20 protein-coding genes are annotated in these 18052 nt (G+C 60.9%); 12 read left to right on the plus strand and 8 right to left on the minus strand.

Going from position 1 to position 18052, the window contains the following annotated elements; translation table 11 throughout:
• Positions 1–86: 86 nt before the first annotated feature.
• On the plus strand, positions 87–839 hold the full coding sequence (locus AC1Q61_RS02395; protein WP_042925138.1) for a phosphotransferase family protein: 753 nt from the start codon (positions 87–89) through the stop codon (positions 837–839).
• 364 nt (positions 840–1203) lie between these two features.
• Here AC1Q61_RS02395 and AC1Q61_RS02400 read toward each other — a convergent pair whose 3' ends face one another.
• The gene (locus AC1Q61_RS02400; RefSeq protein ID WP_003940522.1) at positions 1204–2703 is read right to left on the minus strand and encodes a flavin-containing monooxygenase; all 1500 of its coding nucleotides are present in this window, start codon (positions 2701–2703) and stop codon (positions 1204–1206) included.
• Between the two features lie 517 nt (positions 2704–3220).
• On the opposite strand from AC1Q61_RS02400, the gene AC1Q61_RS02405 reads away from it, so the two are divergent.
• Both AC1Q61_RS02405 and AC1Q61_RS02410 read left to right on the plus strand, forming a co-directional pair.
• Positions 3221–3880 carry a helix-turn-helix transcriptional regulator gene (locus tag AC1Q61_RS02405; RefSeq protein WP_007729739.1) on the plus strand — a complete coding sequence of 220 codons (660 nt, stop codon included), beginning with the start codon at positions 3221–3223 and terminating at the stop codon, positions 3878–3880.
• Positions 3881–4048: 168 nt separating this feature from the next.
• Positions 4049–4936, plus strand: a complete 888-nt coding sequence (locus tag AC1Q61_RS02410; RefSeq protein ID WP_204855321.1) for a ScbA/BarX family gamma-butyrolactone biosynthesis protein — start codon at positions 4049–4051, stop codon at positions 4934–4936.
• A 38-nt stretch (positions 4937–4974) separates the two neighbouring features.
• Here the strand turns inward: AC1Q61_RS02410 and AC1Q61_RS02415 are convergent, their stop codons facing one another.
• Positions 4975–5619 carry a ScbR family autoregulator-binding transcription factor gene (locus AC1Q61_RS02415; protein WP_003940238.1) on the minus strand — a complete coding sequence of 215 codons (645 nt, stop codon included), beginning with the start codon at positions 5617–5619 and terminating at the stop codon, positions 4975–4977.
• A gap of 86 nt (positions 5620–5705) precedes the next feature.
• Here AC1Q61_RS02415 and AC1Q61_RS02420 point away from each other — a divergent pair, with 86 nt between their 5' ends.
• From AC1Q61_RS02420 to AC1Q61_RS02440, 5 genes are all read left to right on the plus strand, one after another.
• Positions 5706–6548 (plus strand): NAD-dependent epimerase/dehydratase family protein, encoded by an 843-nt coding sequence (locus tag AC1Q61_RS02420; RefSeq protein ID WP_042925145.1) that lies wholly within the window; start codon positions 5706–5708, stop codon positions 6546–6548.
• A gap of 358 nt (positions 6549–6906) precedes the next feature.
• Positions 6907–8025 carry a hypothetical protein gene (locus AC1Q61_RS02425; protein ID WP_050656070.1) on the plus strand — a complete coding sequence of 373 codons (1119 nt, stop codon included), beginning with the start codon at positions 6907–6909 and terminating at the stop codon, positions 8023–8025.
• A 219-nt stretch (positions 8026–8244) separates the two neighbouring features.
• On the plus strand, positions 8245–8958 hold the full coding sequence (locus AC1Q61_RS02430; RefSeq protein ID WP_003940486.1) for a FadR/GntR family transcriptional regulator: 714 nt from the start codon (positions 8245–8247) through the stop codon (positions 8956–8958).
• 49 nt (positions 8959–9007) lie between these two features.
• Positions 9008–10243, plus strand: a complete 1236-nt coding sequence (locus AC1Q61_RS02435) for a CynX/NimT family MFS transporter (protein WP_050656055.1) — start codon at positions 9008–9010, stop codon at positions 10241–10243.
• A 183-nt stretch (positions 10244–10426) separates the two neighbouring features.
• Positions 10427–10573: a hypothetical protein gene (locus AC1Q61_RS02440; protein ID WP_020723613.1), complete on the plus strand. Its 147-nt coding sequence runs from the start codon at positions 10427–10429 to the stop codon at positions 10571–10573.
• A gap of 5 nt (positions 10574–10578) precedes the next feature.
• Here the strand turns inward: AC1Q61_RS02440 and AC1Q61_RS02445 are convergent, their stop codons facing one another.
• Positions 10579–11235 (minus strand): alpha-ketoglutarate-dependent dioxygenase AlkB family protein, encoded by a 657-nt coding sequence (locus AC1Q61_RS02445; protein ID WP_037128920.1) that lies wholly within the window; start codon positions 11233–11235, stop codon positions 10579–10581.
• 94 nt (positions 11236–11329) lie between these two features.
• Between AC1Q61_RS02445 and AC1Q61_RS02450 the strand changes: the two genes are divergently transcribed.
• The 3 genes from AC1Q61_RS02450 to AC1Q61_RS02460 are packed head-to-tail and all read left to right on the plus strand — an operon-like array spanning position 11330 to position 12628.
• Positions 11330–11674, plus strand: a complete 345-nt coding sequence (locus AC1Q61_RS02450; RefSeq protein ID WP_003939956.1) for an ArsR/SmtB family transcription factor — start codon at positions 11330–11332, stop codon at positions 11672–11674.
• 2 nt (positions 11675–11676) lie between these two features.
• Positions 11677–12159, plus strand: a complete 483-nt coding sequence (locus tag AC1Q61_RS02455; RefSeq protein ID WP_003940319.1) for an SRPBCC family protein — start codon at positions 11677–11679, stop codon at positions 12157–12159.
• 40 nt (positions 12160–12199) lie between these two features.
• A complete protein-coding gene (locus tag AC1Q61_RS02460) occupies positions 12200–12628 on the plus strand; it encodes a VOC family protein (RefSeq protein WP_007729747.1) in 429 nt (142 codons plus the stop codon).
• On the opposite strand, the gene AC1Q61_RS02465 is transcribed toward AC1Q61_RS02460, so the two are convergent.
• Genes AC1Q61_RS02465 through AC1Q61_RS02485 form a run of 5 tightly spaced genes read right to left on the minus strand, consistent with a single transcriptional unit; the run spans position 12591 to position 16473 of the window.
• The gene (locus AC1Q61_RS02465) at positions 12591–12884 is read right to left on the minus strand and encodes an Ada metal-binding domain-containing protein (protein ID WP_007729748.1); all 294 of its coding nucleotides are present in this window, start codon (positions 12882–12884) and stop codon (positions 12591–12593) included. The two genes, AC1Q61_RS02460 and AC1Q61_RS02465, sit on opposite strands and share 38 nt — an antisense overlap.
• On the minus strand, positions 12874–13593 hold the full coding sequence (locus AC1Q61_RS02470) for a 2OG-Fe(II) oxygenase (protein WP_042925149.1): 720 nt from the start codon (positions 13591–13593) through the stop codon (positions 12874–12876). Before AC1Q61_RS02470 ends, AC1Q61_RS02465 begins: the two co-directional genes overlap by 11 nt.
• 21 nt (positions 13594–13614) lie before the next feature.
• Complete coding sequence (locus AC1Q61_RS02475) at positions 13615–14634, minus strand: ABC transporter substrate-binding protein (protein WP_042925153.1); 1020 nt, start codon at positions 14632–14634, stop codon at positions 13615–13617.
• On the minus strand, positions 14631–16007 hold the full coding sequence (locus AC1Q61_RS02480; RefSeq protein WP_042925156.1) for an MFS transporter: 1377 nt from the start codon (positions 16005–16007) through the stop codon (positions 14631–14633). Before AC1Q61_RS02480 ends, AC1Q61_RS02475 begins: the two co-directional genes overlap by 4 nt.
• Before the next feature lie 46 nt (positions 16008–16053).
• Positions 16054–16473 (minus strand): MerR family transcriptional regulator, encoded by a 420-nt coding sequence (locus AC1Q61_RS02485; RefSeq protein WP_007729752.1) that lies wholly within the window; start codon positions 16471–16473, stop codon positions 16054–16056.
• Positions 16474–16605: 132 nt separating this feature from the next.
• Between AC1Q61_RS02485 and AC1Q61_RS02490 the strand changes: the two genes are divergently transcribed.
• Positions 16606–18015, plus strand: coding sequence for an ABC1 kinase family protein (locus AC1Q61_RS02490; protein ID WP_007729754.1), 1410 nt, complete (start codon positions 16606–16608; stop codon positions 18013–18015).
• Positions 18016–18052: the final 37 nt, after the last annotated feature.

The raw sequence follows: 18052 nt of genomic DNA on the forward strand, positions 1-18052 counted from the left end.
AGCGGACCATACCGCGCTCCGATCGCGAATGACCGCACGCGAGAAACCCGGCGACGCCAAGGCGCATCCCAGCCATACTGACCGACGTGACAGAAGTCGAGGTCGTCGTCGCCCATACCGAGCGCGCGACTCTGCGCGTCGGTGAGGTGTTCCTCAAGATCGACGCCGATCAGTCGAATACCGACGTCGAGGTCGAAGCAATGCTCCGGGCCCCAATCCCGACAGCGCAGATTCTGTGGCGCACACCGCCCGTGCTCGCGCTCGCCGCTCTGCCGGGACACGCGCTCGGTCGCCTAGGCAGACCGTCGACCACGTCTTCAGCGGCGTGGGCCGCAGCGGGTGCCGCCGTTCGAACGCTGCACGACGCACCGTTGCCGCCCTGGCCCGGCCGTAGTCTCGACGACATCGCCTCAGAACTGGACCGCGAATGTGCATGGCTGACCAGGAGCGGGGTGGTTGCCACCGGAGTGATTACATCCAACCGTCGGATTGCCGAGATTGCGCTCAGGTCGTGGACACCGGTATTCACGCACGGCGATCTCCAAGCCTCCCATGTGTTCGTGACCGATGACGAAGTTGCCGGCGTCATCGACTGGTCCGAAGCCGCTCAGGGCGATCCCTTGTACGACCTCGCAACACTGACCCTCGGCCACCCGGAACATCTCGATGACGTGGTTGAGGGCTACGGCACTGACGTCGACCTCGAGGTCATCCAGGCGTGGTGGTCGTTGCGCAGCTTGAGAGGCGTGCGCTGGCTGGTCGAGCATGGTTTCGATCCAGCCGCGCCGGGCTGCGAAGTAGACGTGCTGAATCGACAAGCGATGCGCGACCGACAATAACCGAACCATCAGGACGTTCTCCCCCGATCTGCCAAACCTTCGACTCGCGCCAAAATTGCTGCAGCCAAAAGCATTTCGTGTCGATGACGGCACGGTTAGGCAGGTCGCGACGCGTTCGCGCCGCCGTTGATTGCCGTCAGCCGGCAAACGCCTGGATATTGTCAGCGAGCGGTGGTCGTCTCAATCGAGCTTCGGACCGCGGCAAGCATGCCCAGCCGCCCAGATGGCAGACCGAAGTCTGGACTCGCTCTTCCTGCAGCAACTTTCGAAACGCCGCGAACGCGAACCTCGACTCTCCGACAAAACGAAAAGATCACGGATTCAGGCAAGGGGGCGCATCCCCGTTCATTCGAGTGGAGCCGGCTCAGGCGCTGGCGACCTTGCTATCAGGCACGACAGCAATATCGACCTTGCTGAACTGCAGCACACCGTCTTCGATCTCGGCGTCGTGCATCAGCTTGCGGTCGCGGTAGTAATTGTTGACCACTTTCCACGCACCGCGGGCACCCTGACGCGGCATTTCTCCGTCGCCGCGCTGGATGTAGCCCGAGGTCAGGGCTCCGCCCATGAGAGATTCTTCGGCGAAGTCCTCAGGTTCGGCGTGAACCTCGAAAGTCGTGTAGTCGCGCTTACGCATGATCTTGAGTACGCGACACAGATAGGACGCGGCCAGGTCTGCCTTGAGCGTCCAGGATGCGTTGGTGTAGCCGAGGATCATCAGGAAGTTCGGGATGTCGGAGTAGAGCACGCTCTTGTAGGCGACCGTCTCGTTGAGCTTGACGGGCTCGCCGTCGATGCTCATGGTCGCCCCGCCCAGGATCTGTACGTTCAAGCCGGTCGCCGTGACGATGACGTCGGCCTCGATTTCGCGGCCCGACTCGGTCACGATGCCCTTCTCGGTGAACGTGGCGATACGGTCGGTGACGATGTCGGCCTTGCCGCTCTTGAGCACCTTGAACAGGTCCCCGTTGGGAACCACGCACAGGCGCTGATCCCACGGGTTGTAGTTGGGGGTGAAGTGACGCAGGTCCACGTTCTTGCCGAGTTGCAAGCGGATCTGGGTGAGGAACAGCTTCTTCGCCAGCTTCGGATTGGTACGTGAGAGCTGAAAGCTGGCGCGTTGCAGTGCGATATTGCGGGCTCGACCGATCTTGTAAGCGATCTGGTCGGGAACGCGTGCAAGCTTGAGACCCTTGGCAACAGGGTCCTCGGACGGAAGCGCCTGGATCCACGTGGGCGAGCGCTGCAGCATGGTGACGTGACCGGCAGTGGGGGCCATCGACGGGATCAGGGTGATCGCGGTGGCACCGGAACCGATGACCACTACCTTCTTTCCGGTGTAATCGAGATCCTCCGGCCAGTGCTGCGGGTGCACGATCTGACCACGGAAGTCGTCCTCACCGGGGAAGGCGGGGCGGTATCCCTTGTCGTAGTTGTAGTAACCACAGGCGCCGACGAGGACGTTCGCGGTCCACGTCTCGGTCTCCCCCGTCGCCTCGACCAGGACGGTCACGGACCACTGAGCAGTCGCGCGATCGAAGTCCATTGCCACGACCTTGCGGCCGAAGTTGATGTGGTCGGTGACGCCGTATTCCTTGGCGGTTTCCTCGACATAGTCACGGATACTGGCGCCGTCTGCGAGCACTTTGGTTCCGATCCACGGACGGAAACCGAATCCGAAGGTGAGCATGTCGGAATCCGATCGGATGCCGGGATACTTGAACAGGTCCCAGGTGCCACCGATGTTCTCGCGGCGTTCGAGGATCGCGTAAGTACTTCCGGTCTGCTCACGAATGAGGTGGCAAGCCGCGCCGATTCCGGACAAGCCAGCGCCGATGATCAGTACGTCGACATGCTGTGTCATGAGGAAACTCGTTTCGTCGGTCGTCGCGAAGCTACTTCTGGCGTCGGCAGTGACCGAGAACGATCGGCCGGCTCAGGCCGGGTTCCCTAAGGTCAGCGCCAATGAACAGGGTATGTGCAACTGACGGTAACAGTCAATATCTCGACCCGGCCGCGCACGGAACATTGAGGCGCGACGCACCGGCCTCGCGGAAACTCGATCGAGACGCCTGAATGCCTCGAGCCATTGGGGAGTCGTTCACGTCGTCGACGGAACGCCCAATGGCTCGTCTACGCGGGATACTCATCGCCCAAATATTCAGCGCCCTAGCATAATTCGAAGGTCCACGATCAGGTGTCGAACGCGCGAGTTTCCATGGGAGGACGGGCAACTGCGATATCGCCGTAACCTTCGTGCGCATCAGCGGAAAGGTCACTGCGATAGCTAACCTGCTGACGAAACCACGCTGAAAGCAACGGTTTTGGTTCCGCAGCGAAGAGAGCGGGCGGAGTGGACCTCCACCGGAGATGTAGTCGCTATGACACTCTCCAGCACAGTCACCGTGTACACCACTCATAGCGATCGAGAGTTCGCCAATGCAATCGCTGCCGGAATCAGCGCCAGGGCTTATTCCGAGCCACAAACCGCAGACATGAGCCTGTTAAGGCATCACACCAGCGATCACGGTAGAGCGCTCGTTCTCCTACCACTCGGGGGCGTCGATTGGCAGGTGAAGGAGCTCTCCGCGCTCGAGGGATCGGTCCTGGTCGGCGATCTCAGTAGCGGCAACTCCATGATTCGGGGGCTCGCAGCGGGCGCCCACGCCGTGCTCAACTCTCAACTGCCATTCACATCCCTGCTCGATGAGCTGCAGGCCGCGATCAACCCCAACTCCGCTCGGTCTGCACACGACAAGTCCTCGCTCGTACAACGCATCCGGTTGCGCACCGAAGAATTCGCACGAATCAGCAGTCTCACCGATCGCGAGTTCGAGATCGTGGGCCTTCTCTACGGAGGCTCGAATGTCGACTCGATTGCTCGAACCGCCCACATCGCACCGACCACGGTTCGCGCCCACATCCGAAGCATCCTGCAAAAACTGGGGGTGCATTCCCAGCTGGAGGCATGCGCGATGCTCCGCCGCTCTGGTCACGACGCACGCAGACACCCACTGGAACTTCGGATCGGACGCTTCTAGCAGGAAGTGCCCCAGACACACTCGCCGAGATGGGGTGCCGCCCCTGATCGAACTCGACCTTCGAAAAGATCGTCAATTTTGACGATTCGATGACGCGCCCGGACGTCGAATATTAGGTCCTACACGACACCGAAGACACGAGTGAACATCGAAAGGTGCATTCAATCAATGGAATACACACGCACAGTGCCGCGGCATCTCGTCCACAGACATGCTGTTGCCGAGGTTTTCTTGACGGACTACCGGATCGAATCGGACTCGGCGTACCAGGTTGCTGTGCAACTCCCGGTCTCGCACCGGATATTCGACGTATCGAGCGAGCAACACGATCCGCTCGGGGTGGCAGAAGCATTTCGACAGGCAGTGGTGCTTCTGTGCCACACCCGATACGAGATTCCACTGCACTACAAGTTCCTCATGGAAAGGTTCAGCTTCGAGATGCTGGACGCGCTCGACGTGCAATCAGTCGCGGAGCCGTTGAGTTTCTCGATGACAGTGGACAACCTCACTCATCGCGACGGAGCGGTTTCGGGGGTCGAAGTGTCGGGGATCCTCAGCGAGGGCAACCGGCACGTCGCCAGATGCAACGCTGTTGCGCGAGGAGTCAGCCCCGAGGGATACCGTCGAATTCGGCAAGGACGAGAAGACCACCGCCCGAGCCGGCGCATCCTTCCTTCCGGAGCCGCGGTGGTCGGATCGGAGCGAGTCGGACGCCTAACCGATGGAGATGTGCTCATCAGCACTGATCCTGCTCGGCACGCGATGTTCTGCGCTCCCGATCCGCGCAACCACTCCCTTTTCGACCACCCCGTCGACCACATCCCAGGAATGATACTTTTCGAGGCCGCCCGACAAGCGCTCCGATTTCACATCGGCAACCCAGCAACAAAGATCGCCTCACTCTCGGCGGTCTTTCCGAGGTTCACTGAATGGGAAACGCCGTGCGAGGTGTCAACGATCCCCCTTGACGCGTCGGGCCATGTGCACCGAGTTCAGTTCACTCAAGAACTGGAAACCACCGCGGAACTCGAAATTACAGTTGCGGACCAATCATGAGAGGGAACGAACACGTTCTTCTCGTCGCGTCTACCACGTCAAGCGCTCGGTGCTTCCCACTCTCTCGGTGCAAGCGCCGCCAGTTGCATGACGTGCGCCAACTTGTCCTCGCGGACGATCGTTGGCAGCACCAGGTTCCACATCTGACTCAACCGCTCGTACAGATCGGTTCTGCCCGTCAGCATTTCCGAGAGAATCTGCACTCCGGTGAACGACCCCACCACAAATCGAGCCAACGCGTCGATATCGGTGCCCGGGACGATATCGCCGGCTTCGGCCGCTTGGGTTGCCACCTGCTTGATAGCCTCGATCCAATCGAGGTACGGCTGTTCGATGGGGCCTTGAATACTGCCGATCTCCATCGTCAACCGCATGCCACCTCGCGCGATGGGCTCGGTCACAAGCTGCCGAGCCATCTCCTGCGAAACGAGCACCAGGGTTTCGACCGCGATGTCGGAGTGCGCAGCAACCCGCCGGGTACCCTCCATCGCCATACCGTGCTGCGCTGCGATGACCGCGTGCGCAAGCTCCTCCTTGGACGCGAAATGAAAATACATCGCCCCCTTCGACACACCCCCGTGCTGCAAGATCGTGCCCAAACTGGCGGAGTACCCGAACTTCTCGAAGCTCTTCGCAGCACCCAAAATGACGGCCTGGCGCGTCAGGACAGCACGCTCCTGCATGATCTACCCAGCTCTCGTTGCCGACGGAATGAATCTCAACGATACGTCGAAAGAGCCCGCAGCAACGCTCTCGACACGGACACACCGTGACGACTCTGGTACTCGGGGCCACTGGTTTCATCGGCTCCGCAGTGATGAAACAGCTGGTTTCCCGCGACGGAAACGCTGCAATCGGTTTCGTTCGCACGGCCACCGCAGCCAAACAGTTCGGCCGTGAAGGAATCGCCACCGTGATCGGCGATATCAACGAAAGTGCTTCTCTACGAATTGCAATGAGTCAGGCGTCGACCGTCATCTGTTGCGTGTCGTACGTGGGCGACGACGAACAACAGTGCGTTCACGTCAACCAACACGGCGTACAGAACGTTGCGTCGATGGCCGCCGACGTCGGCGTCGAACGCTTGCTCTACGTCAGTACCGCGGCCGTGTACGGGCCGGGACCGTTTCGAGACTTGCCGGTCAACGGCGCACCTCTCAGCCCCTTCTCACCTGCCAGTCGCACGCGCGCTCTCGCCGAGAAGTTCGTGCGCGACGCCGGAGGCCTGGTCGTCCGGCCGCATCTCGTGTACGGACCCGGCGACAGATGGTTTCTTCCGACACTGACGCGAATTGTCTCTCGCCTCGACTCGATCATCGACGGCGGTAGCGCTGTCCTGTCGGTAGTCGACGTAGACCTACTCGCCCGATCCATCTACGAGTTGTCGATAGAACAGCAATTTCGCTACGGCTCAACACTTCACGTCAACGAGCCTGTCCCGCGGACAGTCATCGACCTTCTCGAGCAACATGCGCGGGAGACCAACTGGACTCTGCCCCAGAACTCTATCCCCCGCGCCGACGCGGTGAAAGCTGCTGCCCAGCTGAGTCTCGACATGCACCAGATCGACATGATCAGCCTCGATCACTGGTTCCGGTCGAGACTGTACTGATGGCACACGGATCACTCTCGCCAAAACACCTGTCTCCCAACCTTTTCAGCCCTCTCCATTGTTCAGCCTCAGCAATCAATACGACCTATTTCGCAGTCACTACAGGCAAACAGAGAGCTCTGATCGACGAAAACCACGGCTACACAAAGACGGCAGTGATCGCGCACACCAAAGAAGCGGCGTTCACGCGACTGGCAGCAGCCTGGGGCTCCCTTCCGTCCGCCTTCGCCGCCGAATGCAGTGTGTGGCGATCATGTCGTGCGCGACGGGACCGTCGGGATTTCCGACATCAAAGGAGAAAGTTCTCCGTCTCAACGACCTCGGCTACCGTCATCTGAACCAGAAAACGGGAGAACAGATGCTCACTGCGGATATTTTGCTGTCGGGCCCGCGCGGACGCCGGATGCTGCTCGCGTATGCGATCGACGCCGAACGCGCCCTGCGTCCCGAGCCAGGCGACGACATGTTCCGCATCAACGCTCACCGGGCGGCGTATCACCTCGACATCGGACAAGGAACCTCCCAAGTGTTGTTCGGCCCGGGCGCCGAAGAGGCCCGGCAGACCATAGTCACCGCGGAGGGCGTGGCGCGCAGCCTCACGGAAATATCGCTCCCCGACGTCACCGCCGTCGATCTACGCTCCGCCCTCGCAGAAGCGGTCGATGCGGCGCGTTACTGGCAGGATCCCGACGGAGAAGACGTCCTCGTCGCCACCGAAGTTATGCGAGATGAGCTTCGACGCGTCGCCGAGCACATCGCCGGCTCCGAATGCGCGCGGTGGTGGTCAACCTCGCTCGCCTCATCCGACCAATGGTCGATTCTGAGCAGAGGTGAGGAATCTCCGGACACAGACGAAGTGCCTGCTGCGCAACAACTCCTCAGCGAGTGGCGCACGAGCACCCTGGAATCGGAAGCGAGAGCTGAACGTGACCGCCCGGTGGACCCCGCGGCGAACTGGTCAGGTTATTGGTGGTCGAATCCACCCACTCAGGGTTCGACGAGGGCGCTGTTCGACGGGACTCCGGCGGGCTTGTGGTTCGTCGAAGACAGCATGGGATGGGAACGGGTCGTCGTCCGAGCATTGCGGCCACCGACTGGCGCACGCATCTACGAGATCGACAGCGCGCAAGCCTGGTCGGAGCTGTGCAGACGGTTCCCGCTCGAGGTCACCGCAGAAACGCGGCAGGTTTGGTATCGGACTACCGGCCGATCAGGCAGGTGGGTCATCCCCGACTGGGTGCAGGTCGCGGAAAGATTTGAGGGAGTGCACCTTACCGTGACGGGATACCTCGCGGCAGCAGGAACCGCGATCGAGGTCGATACCGAGACGGCGAGCGTCATCGCGGGCTGGGCACCCGACGAAACATACTGGTTCACCGATGCTGCCACCTACATTTCCGAGCCGTGTGCTTGGGTGCTGCACGACGGCCCGGAAGTGACCGACCAGCCCGCATGGACGCTGGAATCGCAGCAATGACCCGCACGTGAGGGTCTGCTAGGCATGAGGTTCCGTGAGGAATCGATCGCAGTTGCCCTTCGAGTCGAGTCAACTGCCCCGTGCGCGGTCGGCAGGAGCACTCACGTGCACGCAGACATGCGGAAGGGCGGTACCCCGCCCAGGCCGATCCGAACCCGAGTGCCCTAGATCACAAAGGTAAACCTATCCACAAATCGCCAAATGTCCTACATTTGACTCATGCCGGATTCCCGTATCGCACCCACCGCACGCAACATCCCACTTTCAGTGCAGATCGCGGAACAACTGCGGTCCCAGATCACTTCTGGCAACTGGGAATTAGGGGAGAAGATCCCCGGCGAGCATCAACTTGTCGAAATGACCGGCGCGAGCCGCAATACGGTCCGGGAGGCCATTCGCGGCCTCGTCCATGCCGGCCTCCTCGAAGCACGCCCGGGAGACGGAACCTACGTCTGCGCGAGCTCAGAACTCGAAATTGCACTTCAAAGACGTGCAGCGGCGGAGAACGTGCTCGAAATCTTCGAAGCCCGTGAAGCTTTGGAGCTCTACGCCGCCCGACTCGCAGCCGAACGAGCCCTGCCCGAAGACATCGACCGAATGACTCGGGCTTTGGATGGCCGAGACGCTGAGCCCGACGTCGCCAAATCCGTCGAGTACGACCTCGACTTCCACCTGGAGATGTTCGCAGCGAGCGGGAACCAACTGATCACGGACATCTACCGCAGTCTCGATCGCTCTGACACCATGAGCATCCCACAAGGTAAGTCCGACAAGGAGACTCGACAGCTGTTCATCGGACCTTGGACCGACGACGACCCACACCGGCAGCTGCTTGCGGCCATCCGTGACCGCGATCCGGACGGCGCAGCCGCCGCAGTGGTCCGACTGATGGACCACAGCCGATCCCTCTTTCTGCAAAACATGCCGAAGTAGCTGACACACAAGAGGTTCAGCGCACAGACAATCTCAGAAGGGCACACCTATGGCTAACGTCATCTCCGACACCGAAAACGTGGCGTCTGCCCCGAGCGCGATACCGATAATGCGCCGAGGACTCGTTATCGCTGGCATTCTTCTCATCGCAGCCAATCTTCGAGCCTCAATCACAGTCGTCGGCCCGCTACTCGGTGAGGTACGCACCGATCTCGATATCTCGTCGACAACAGCATCAGCGCTGATCAGCCTTCCACTGCTGTGCTTCGCAGTGTTCTCCCCCGTTGCCCCGGTCATCGCAGCTCGGTGGGGAATGGAACGGACACTCGCAGCAGCACTCGGCATGCTCGCCTTAGCGATCGTGATCCGCTCTGTTCCGTGGATGCCTGCGCTGTGGATCGGTACCGTATCGCTCGGCATGTCCATCGCAACAATGAACGTTCTACTGCCGGCGCTCCTCAAACGAGACTTCCCGACCGAAGCCGGCCGTTTGACCGGCATCTTCTCGGCGGTCTCTGCAGCCGTCGCCGCAACCGCATCCGGACTTGCCGTGCCGATCGCCGGTCTCACCGATCACGGTTGGCGGATCGCATTCGGAATCTGGGCTGCTATGGCTCTCATAGGATTTGGGGTGTTCCTTCCCCAACTTCGCCGACGCACGCTTCCGAAACACGATCATGCTGCGGCTTTGGATTCCCATCCAGGCGGCCATCGCTCCCCCTGGCGCTCAGCACTCGGGTGGCAGATCACAATATTCATGGGCGTCCAATCTCTCTTCTTCTACACCGTTCTGACATGGTGGCCCACCATTGAAGAATCACACGGCACTACCGCGGCTACCGCCGGACTGCATCAAGGCATCATGCAAATATTCTCGATCGTCGGCAGCCTCCTCACAGCAGTGCTCCTGCACAAACTGCCCAAGGATCAGAGAGGAGCCGTCCTCGGGCTGGTGTCGGTCGCCGCAGTGGCAGTTCTCGGCCAACTCCTCCTCCCCTCCTGGGCCCTGCTGTGGAATGCATTCCTCGGCATCGGCATCGGCGGATCGATTGTCATTGCCTTGTCCTTCTTCGCAATACGCACTGTCAATCACGGTCAAGCAGCGGCACTCTCGGGTATGGCACAGTCCGTCGGATACCTTCTGGCCGCCACCGGTCCTCTCGTTTTCGGTGCACTGCACGACGCCGTCGATTCCTGGACGACTCCGCTGATCGCGTTGCTGGTGCTGCTGGCCGTGCAACTCGTCTTCGGCTCCCTCGCCGGCCGCAACAAGACACTGGGATAAGCGAACCACGGTCGCCTCGAATCCACCCACCAACCTCCCCAGACCCGTGCCGCGACCCGAACTGTCGTCGACGTGCTGAGGTCCGAGGATGTCGACGAGACAGCGGGGCGCTCAACGGCCTACCGAATTGCACCCGGCCCATCCCCGACTGGTGGATCGGAGCCGGAAGTCGATAATGAGGGCATGAACGAGACACAACCCCACAACCTCGAACGAGAGCGCTGGCGCACGCTGCCAACTCCACCGTCGACCGAGTTGATCGAGATGGTCGGGGACGGACCTTCGAGCGCAGACTTCGACCCTGCTGCACCAGTGGCACAGCAGGGGTGAGACAGTCACGACATTCCGGTATCCCGCAGGGTGATGTTCAGCCGCCCGGACGGCAGACCTATGTCGGGACTTGCACTTCCCGCAATAACTTTCGGCACTCCGTGATATGCGAACCGAGACTCTCCACCGAAGACGAAGAGATCACCCGAATGGAGTTCGACGTCGGTGTACGGCTTGTTCCGGTTCTCGGAATTCCCGAATCGAAAGACACAACTCTGCCCGACGCTCAGTGAGACGACGGGAGCGTCGCAGCGCTCGTCCTTGTCCTGGTGCATGCCCATCCGAGCGCCCTCGTCGTAGAAATTGATCAGCGCGGTGTCCGGCGTGTACCGCTCCCCCGCAGTCGGATCATCATAGGCAGCGGCAACTGCGGCCCGGCCGAGGTCGACGAGCCAGTCAGGCACCGCTGCGACAGGCGCACCGTTCACGTCGTCGGCGGTGCGCGTGTACTTGTACGGCTGCCAATGCCAACCGAGACAGACTGTTTGCACCGACATCTTGTGCCCACCAGGGACAACAGCGGAGCGCATCGGTACGGGTGCGGTCGCCCACCGTCGGCACTCGGCCACCAAGAAGCGTTGCTGTTCGACGCTGAGCCAATCCGGAACGAGGATCGCCCCCGGCGCCACTTCCAATCGTGGCCGAGGAATCAGAGCGTTCATGGTTTCCACGCTAATCGGTTTCGAAGCATTGACACCCTCGGCATGGGCTCGTATCGTAATCAACAGGTTGGTTGATAAAGGAGATGGTTGACAAGTGATCGTGGATCCAGGGGCAGACGAGCGTCTCGACAAAGCGTTCATGGCACTTGCCGACCCGGTACGACGGCGGATCATCGCCCGCCTGAGCACCGGCCCCCAAACGGTCAACGAGTTGGCCGAGCCATTCGAGATCACGAAACAGGCCATCTCCAAACATATTCAGGTACTCGAAGCCGCGGGTTTGGTCACTCGCAGCCGCGAAGCCCAGAGGCGGCCGGTACACCTCAACGCCGCAACTCTCGAGGCTTTGACCGCCTGGATCGACCGCTATCGACTGATCCACGAACAACAGTTCCGCAAGCTCGATCACCTACTCAGCACCACACAGAAGGAGACTTAGCCATGGCTACCACCAATCCCGTCACCATCACGGCTCCTGAGGGCGTGCCGTACATCGACATCACCCGCGAATTCGACGCACCCGTCAGTGCCGTCTTCGCAGCTCATTCGAATCCCGATCTGGTCAAGCAGTGGCTCGGCCCCAACGGATACGAGATGGAGATCGACGAATACGAGTTCGTGAGCGGCGGTCGATACAAGTACGTCCATCGCAACCCCGAGGGCGAAGAGTTCCGGTTCAACGGTGTATTTCACGTCGTTCGCGAGAACGACTTTGCCATCCAGACCTTCGAATACGAGGGATTTCCCGACGTCGTCAGCATCGAATCGATCACGTTCGAGGATCTGGGCAACGGACGCACCCGCCTCTCCGGCCATTCCGTATATCCGAGCCTCGAAGCGCGAGACGGAATGATCGAGAGCAATATGGAGCTCGGCGTCACCGAAGGTTACGAACGCCTGGACAAGATCGTCGCGCAACTCTGACCACCTGTTTGCCCGAACCTCCTCAGCGAAAGGCAGTTTCATGGACTGGACCCTCGAAGTAGTCATCGTTCCCGTCAGTGACCTCGACCGCTCCATCGAGTTCTACCGTGACAAGGTCGGTTTCGATCTCGACCACCACACCGTCAACGAACACATGACGGTCGCCCAGCTCACTCCGCGTGGTTCGGGCTGCTCGATCGTCATCGGGAACCTGCCGTCGCAGACCGAGATGACCCCTGGTTCGTTGAAGGGATTGCAGTTGGTCGTGGCCGACGCTGCAGCGGCTCGCCAAGAGCTCATCGGCCGCGGCGTCGATGCCAGTGAGGTCACCGTCTTCGACGAGCGTGACGGGGGCACCTTCTTCGGATTCGCCGACCCGGACGGCAATACCTGGGCTGTCCAGCAGCTGAAGGTCCGCGGCGACAAGCCGCTCATTCCGAAGGAGTACCGCGACCGCTTCGGCGCGTAGCAACTGCCTTCCAGGCTGCGTAACCTTCGGGCATGCAGACGGCACAGGGGCGATAGCCGGCCGCAATCGCGGTCGGCTCGTCCGCGAAGAACACCCGACTGGCGACATACCCGCCACGCGCGATTGCCTGCGCGGCCCCTCGACAGTCGAGTCGCCCGTAGATCTTCGTTTTCCGGTGCCCGCCAAGCACACCGGGCGTCGAACTCTCGTAGGGTTTGTTGCGAGCGTCGCGGAGAATGTACGTCTTACTCGGCATCGTGAAGCACCAATCCCAATGTTCGACGCGTACCCGAGTGCACCACGCTGACACCATGTCGCACAGGGGCTCTCGACCACCCACGAGAACTCTGCACCGGTCGATCCCGCGTGGTGAAGATCAAAGCGTGACCTTGCCCGAGAACTGTCACCGTCCCTTTCGACTGGGCGCGCGGCCGCTGTTCCACGAGCAAGAACTCGCCGCCGACGTGGTCGATGCGAGGTCTGTCGAGCCCGATCACGACTTGCAAGGGAAACAGCAACTCTCCGTACAAGTCCCGATGCAATGCATTCCAGTCACCAGGTCCGTAGGACAGAAGGATCGGGGTAGGGCGATTCTGACCGGCGTCGTGACACTGATCGATCCATTCTTCGAAAGAATCCGGCCACGGTGCACCCTCGCCCAGCTTGAACGCCCACTCCCGCGCCACGGGCAGGAGGTGTCGGTAGAAGGCGGATCGCATAGCCGTGATCGGCTCCGGTACGGGATCACCGAAGTACCGGTACTCCCCTTGGCCGAAACGGTATCGAGCCATGTCGACGGTGCTCCGGAACCGGTCGACCTCCGAGTACCAGGAAGCAATTTCGCGACATTCCGACTCGTCGAGTATCGGCGTCGTCTGGGCACACCCACTGGAGTCGATTCCCTCGATCAGCGCAGGCCAATCGAGGGATTCAACACGAGCAGACAGAGCGGTGAAGAGGTCCATACGTCGTAGACGACGCGGCGGTCAGGAATGTGAGAATGCCAGCAGCTGGTCAGCCAGATCGTTGTACGTACGGGCGATCCCGGCATAACTGAGCACGGGTTCCGGATTCCAGGTCCCGATCTTCCCCGCCTTCACCGCGGGCAAGTTGGACCACGCAGGATTGGTTCCGAGCGTATCCAGTTGCAAACTGGACGGGCGATCGTCGAGGAAGATCATGTCGGCCGGATAGTGGTCCGCCATCTCCCAAGCCAGTTTCTCGACGTAGACCGACGATCCCGCGGCCGGATCGACGACGGCAAGGCCCAATCCCGCCAGATCTGCAAGGATCGGGAATCCCGAACGACTGACACGAATCGTGTCCGGATCTGCGGACGCGAACAAAACCTGTGAATTATTCAGCGAAGAAGCAACTTCGGAGATCCGTGCACGCGCAGCGTCGTATTCTTTTCGCTGAGCCTCCATATCCTGGTCCGCCCCGAGTTCCACGGCGAGTTCCACGATCTCTTGCACGGTTCGGTCGATGGTTCCTGCTGCCGTTTCCACGAACAGTACTGTCGACAAGCCTTTCACCGCATCCAAGTTCGCCTCGTCGAGTAGTGCCGAACCACGCAGCTGAGGGACTATGACGACGTCCGGCTCCAGCGAAGCGATCTTCTCGAGTTCCACTTGTCCCCAGAGCTGCCCGACCATGTCGGTCTTCGCGAAATCCAAATTGCCGGAGATGCTGGTGTCCGTTGATCCCGGCGATCGTGTCAGTGCCCCGAAAACTCCGACAGGCACCAGTCCGTAATCCCACAGAGCACCCGCGATACCGGTGTAGGTGACAAATGTCCTTGGTGGTGAATCCAATTCGATCAGATTGTCGCGATCATCGGTGAAGGACCAGCCTGCGTCGCCTTCGCCCCCGGCGTCTGCGTCCGAACGCGAGCAACCGGCCGCTGCCAGCGCAGCAGCCAATCCTGCTGCAGCGCCGAGGAACCTGCGGCGATTCCAGTCCATCTCGATACGCCGGTGCGGTCGTGGAGTGAACAGCGTGGTCATGTGTGTGCCCTTTCGGCGATTGGTTGAACTGTTTCAGGAGTTGACGAACGAGAAAAGAGAAGGATCGACACCAAACCCGTGAGCATTCCGACGCCGGCACAGAAGACCAACGGCCACAGCAAGGCGAACTCGTCCGGACCGACGAAGAGCGAGCCGCACAACGCAATTCCGACGGCAAGCCCGAATTGACGCGACGAGTTGGCTGTTGCCGAAGCCGTCCCGGCGCGCTCTGCCGGGGCGTCCGACATCGCGGCACCCGGCAGCACCGGCGACACCATCGCCGAACCGACACCGGTCAGAATCAGCCCGGCGATCAGTGCGGGCCAGACCGGCTCGGCGAGAACGTACAGCATGGCCACGCAACCGATTCCGCAAAGGATCGTCCCGAATCCGAGCGACAGTCGAAGGTCGACGCGCTGAAGCCGTGATCCACACAAGGCCGATACGAAGACAAAAGCGAGCGGTTGAATCGAGAGCACGAGTGCGGCCGCCGATGCCGACAGTTCCAGCCCGTTCTGCAGCCACAGTGAAAGGACTACGAGCGGGCCGTAGGCCGCGAGGTAGTACCCGAAAGCAGCGACGAGGACGCCGTCGAATTTCAGGGATCGGAACAATGCCGGATCGAGCATCGGACTGCTGCCTCGACGCTGCCAGCACACAAACGCCGTCAGCGCACCGATTGCGATCAGGAAGGCAAGAGCTGTCGACGACGAAGCCCACCCGATGTCGCCGCCCCACGTCACGCCGAGAACCGCGGCAACGGCAGCGAGGGTGAACAAAACGATTCCGGCCCAGTCGATGTTGTCGTCGCCGCGCTCACTGTCGGCGAAACAGAACACAGCCATTGCGAGCGCCACTGCGGCCACGGGGATTCCGAAATAGAAGACCGCACGCCAGTCGAAGAACTGCGTCAGCAGCCCTCCTGCAACGTTGCCGATTCCCGCCGCCAATCCAGCGACGGCACCCCACGCGGCAAAAGCCACGTGCCGATCGCGGCCCGAATAAGCGTCGCCAAGCAGAGGCAGGAGTGTCGCGAACATCGCCGCACCGGCAATTCCTTGCGCGCCGCGAGCAACGACCAGAACCGTGATGTCCGGAGCAATCGCGCACACGGCCGTTGCAACCAGGAACACGACCAGTCCACAGATGTAGAGGCGTTTGCGTCCCCACGCATCGCCGAGTGCGCCCATGCCCACCAGAAGCGCGGCAAGAGCCAGCGTGTAGGCGTCGACGACCCATGACATCGCGCCCGTACTGCCGTCCAAACCGACTGCGATGGCCGGCACCGCGATCGTTGTGATCGTGGCGTACGTCAGTAACAGGAAAGTTCCGATGCATGCGGCGATGAGCGGCAGCCATCGTCGTGCCGACATGGTCAACCTCCAGATAGGGCGGTAAGTGCGCCCTAACTATGAAGGTTCAAGTCAACTTGAAGTCAAGCGCCGCTTCGACACGAATGTCGAGCTGCTCGAGCAACCACGGGCACTGCATCGGACGCTCTTGCCGACACGTCAGGTGATGCTCGAGGATCAGCTTCGCTCGCGTAGCAGCGGCGATCTGTGCCTCGAGTGTCGACACTTGATCTGCGAGAACCGTCGAGAACTGGTCGGACGTGGTGTCGGTTTCGATGAAGGACCGCACCTGTTCCAAGGACATTCCCGTCTCGGTGTACATCCGGATCAATGCCAGCCGGCGCAGCTCACGCTGCCCGTACCAGCGTTTGCCGCCAGTTCGCGACCGCGCGGACAGCAGTCCTTCGTCCTCGTAATAACGCAAGGTCGACGCCGCAATTCCGAACGATTTTGCAACCTCGCCGATCGGGATCAAGTGCTCACGCATTCACCGATCGTAGGCTGAACGCGTAGGCGGTTCCGGCAGTTATGTGTGACTTGGCATACTGACTAACGGAAGGGGTCGCGTAAGTGATCTCACGGCAAAATGCTGGATGCGCTCGTTGAACGAGGGAGAGCTGTGCTGGATCCAACGCGACCTGTCGGGCCGTACTCGTCAGGAGTGCCCGCCACTGCCCTCGAAGTCCACATGCCGGACCTCGAACGCTTCGGCCTCGCCCAGTTGTGGCGTTCCGCGATCATCGCCGTCGTGTTGTCCACGTCGATCATGCTGGCACTGATCGTGTGGCCTTTCCGCAAGCGTGGCCGCACCTGGGCAGACGCTGCTTCCGACGGGATGGTCGACGGCTTCATCGCGCTGGGGCCCACCTTCGTCAAGCTCGGCCAACTGGTCGCGTCGTCGTCCGGCCTGTTCCCGGCCCCCGTCGCCAATGCATGCCTACGCTGCCTCGACGATGTTCCGTCTTTCCCGGCCGAGCAGGCCAGAAGCGTCGTGCAGAAGGACCTCGGTTACTCCGTGGACGACCTGTTCGCGAAATTCGACGACGTACCTCTCGCGGCCGCATCGGTAGCGCAGGTACACGCGTGCGTTCTGCACGACGGCCGAGAGGCGGTCATCAAGATCCAGCGTCCGGACATCTATGCGCGGATGCTGATCGACCTGCGGGCGGCGTACTGGGGCGCGAACATCCTCGAGAAATTTGTCGAGTTCCTTCGAATTGCCAATGCCACCGCCATCATTCGCGATCTGCACAACGCCACGATGACGGAATTGAACAGCGCGGTCGAGGCCGACCGGCAAACCACTTTCCGGAACAACATCAGTGCGTTCGGCGACAACAAAGGAGTCACGACACCGGAGGTGTACTGGGACTACTGTGGTCCCCGAGTCATCTGTATGGAACGCATGCGCGGCGTTCCACTGGATCGGTTCGTCGCAGGTCCGGACGGCATCGACGAAGCCCGCATGCTGATCCGGCGCGGAGTGAAGGTCTGGCTCGAATCAGTCATCGTTCACGGTCCGTTCCACGGAGATGTACACGCGGGAAATTTGTGGGTCCTCGACGACGGCCGGATAGCGATGCTCGACTTCGGCATCGTCGGCGTCCTTCCCGAGACCTGGAGATCCATTCTTTCCGATATGTTCCGAGCCACCCTCATCGACGGTGATTTCGCCCGTGTCGCCCGCGGAATTCGATCCTTGGGATATGCAACCGACTACGAAGTCGACGACGATCAGCTCGGTATGCAGGTCGCAACGGCTCTGGCCCCGATTCTCGGCCGTGACCTCGGTGAACTCAAGCTCAGTGAATTGATCATGGCACTGATTCAGTTGGGCAAGCAGTGGGGTGTTGCGAGTCCCGAGGAATTGGTTCTTTTCGGTAAACAACTCGGATACTTCGAGCGATATGCGACAGCGTTGGCACCTGGTTGGGTGATCGGACAAGACCTTTATCTGTTCAAGAACGTTTTTCCAGAGGCAGTCGCCGAAAAGGTACAGGAACTCGGCATCACCATGCCTGACGAATAGATTTGTCCCCTATTTCCTTATTCTGCATTTCGTCTGT

The sequence above is a fragment of the Rhodococcus sp. MPR-R1B genome (assembly GCF_058793255.1).

Excerpts from the sequence above, each read along its gene's own strand:
- AC1Q61_RS02400 (WP_003940522.1), bottom strand. The coding sequence starts at position 2,703 with ATGACACAGCATGTCGACGTACTGATCATCGGCGCTGGCTTGTCCGGA.
- AC1Q61_RS02405 (WP_007729739.1), top strand. The coding sequence starts at position 3,221 with ATGACACTCTCCAGCACAGTCACCGTGTACACCACTCATAGCGATCGA.
- AC1Q61_RS02410 (WP_204855321.1), top strand. The coding sequence starts at position 4,049 with ATGGAATACACACGCACAGTGCCGCGGCATCTCGTCCACAGACATGCT.
- AC1Q61_RS02415 (WP_003940238.1), bottom strand. The coding sequence starts at position 5,619 with ATGCAGGAGCGTGCTGTCCTGACGCGCCAGGCCGTCATTTTGGGTGCT.
- AC1Q61_RS02425 (WP_050656070.1), top strand. The coding sequence starts at position 6,907 with ATGCTCACTGCGGATATTTTGCTGTCGGGCCCGCGCGGACGCCGGATG.
- AC1Q61_RS02430 (WP_003940486.1), top strand. The coding sequence starts at position 8,245 with ATGCCGGATTCCCGTATCGCACCCACCGCACGCAACATCCCACTTTCA.
- AC1Q61_RS02435 (WP_050656055.1), top strand. The coding sequence starts at position 9,008 with ATGGCTAACGTCATCTCCGACACCGAAAACGTGGCGTCTGCCCCGAGC.
- AC1Q61_RS02440 (WP_020723613.1), top strand. The coding sequence starts at position 10,427 with ATGAACGAGACACAACCCCACAACCTCGAACGAGAGCGCTGGCGCACG.
- AC1Q61_RS02445 (WP_037128920.1), bottom strand. The coding sequence starts at position 11,235 with ATGAACGCTCTGATTCCTCGGCCACGATTGGAAGTGGCGCCGGGGGCG.
- AC1Q61_RS02455 (WP_003940319.1), top strand. The coding sequence starts at position 11,677 with ATGGCTACCACCAATCCCGTCACCATCACGGCTCCTGAGGGCGTGCCG.
- AC1Q61_RS02460 (WP_007729747.1), top strand. The coding sequence starts at position 12,200 with ATGGACTGGACCCTCGAAGTAGTCATCGTTCCCGTCAGTGACCTCGAC.
- AC1Q61_RS02465 (WP_007729748.1), bottom strand. The coding sequence starts at position 12,884 with ATGCCGAGTAAGACGTACATTCTCCGCGACGCTCGCAACAAACCCTAC.
- AC1Q61_RS02470 (WP_042925149.1), bottom strand. The coding sequence starts at position 13,593 with ATGGACCTCTTCACCGCTCTGTCTGCTCGTGTTGAATCCCTCGATTGG.
- AC1Q61_RS02475 (WP_042925153.1), bottom strand. The coding sequence starts at position 14,634 with ATGACCACGCTGTTCACTCCACGACCGCACCGGCGTATCGAGATGGAC.
- AC1Q61_RS02480 (WP_042925156.1), bottom strand. The coding sequence starts at position 16,007 with ATGTCGGCACGACGATGGCTGCCGCTCATCGCCGCATGCATCGGAACT.
- AC1Q61_RS02485 (WP_007729752.1), bottom strand. The coding sequence starts at position 16,473 with ATGCGTGAGCACTTGATCCCGATCGGCGAGGTTGCAAAATCGTTCGGA.